This is a genomic window from Vibrio sp. Vb1554, assembly GCF_033344235.1.
In genome coordinates this window covers 1-1103 of the sequence record NZ_JAWPOJ010000391.1, presented here as the reverse complement: position 1 = coordinate 1103, position 1103 = coordinate 1, and the positions used below count along the sequence as shown (strand labels likewise).

The 1103-nt window shown below is 44.6% G+C and carries 1 protein-coding gene; it reads right to left on the bottom strand.

The genetic code is table 11. The annotated features are described in order from the left end of the window. On the bottom strand, nucleotides 1–1043 hold a 1043-nt coding region (locus R8N28_RS26540), incomplete at its 3' end, for a hypothetical protein (protein WP_318183831.1). Nucleotides 1044–1103 lie beyond the last annotated feature (60 nt).

Genomic DNA, 1103 nt, shown 5'->3' with positions numbered 1-1103 from the left:
GCACGAACAGTACCAAAGTGCGAGGAGTCCCACGCAATCATCGCATCGACTTCTTTATCATTTAGCGCAGTGAAATGCATGTGGTCACCATGAGCATGACCATCGTAGCTTTCCGCTTCGCCGTAACGAACGCCAGCAGACCAGCTAGGGTTAAATCGGTATACACCCGAAACGTAATATGCTGTTAAGTTATCAGGGGATTCAGCTTCATCTTTAAATTTGCTGTCGACCACACCATCCAACAACATGTACTCGGCAGAAAACGTAAAGTTGCGGTACTTGTAGTTACCATCCGGGGCCCATTTCCAAACAAAATCAGCACCATAAAGATTCGCACCAGTAATCGCAGCAGCGTGGCTATGTTCATGGTCATGACCGGTATCAGCATGATGATCGTGGTCAGCAAATTCTTCCACCTTGCCGTTCTTATTTCGCAGGTAACTCAAGCCAAATTGCCAACTAGAAGAATCTGAAATGTCGCTACCTAGTTTTAATGTTGAGGTAAATACACCAACGTCAGAACCCTCATCCACTGCCGACATCTTGCTGCCACTTAGCGCCTCAACACCAAATTTCACAAACAGATCTGTCGGAAGAACAAGGCTCGCTCTCACGCCATCATCATAGTAATGCGAACCAAGAAACGTTCGGTACGCTAATGGACGCTCAACAAAACTATCGGTATGCATGTGTTGGTTGTTCAAGTAACCAAAATCGGAAAGAAAACGCCCCGCTCGGACATTAAAGCCGTAAGGCAAAGCCAAGGTTTCGATAAACGCTTCTTCCAACATCAGTTCGGTGTCGTCAGCATGGCTTTCCAGCACTGTCGTCAAAGCGCCATGGAATTTGTCGTCAATGTTTGCAGACAAACTAAGCTCGGTATGACCCAAGCCAAACCCTTCTTCTCGCTCTGAGTTATGACGCTGTCCATCTTGGTAATATCCGTCCAAAACGACACCAATTTGTGGATTCGACAACGTATCGGCAAAAACAGGGGATGCAAAAATGCTACCGATGACTAGAGAAACCAATTTTTTATTCACTACCTTTTCCTTATTGTTATGTTATAACATATGATTTTTAAGTTGTTATAATATAACAAT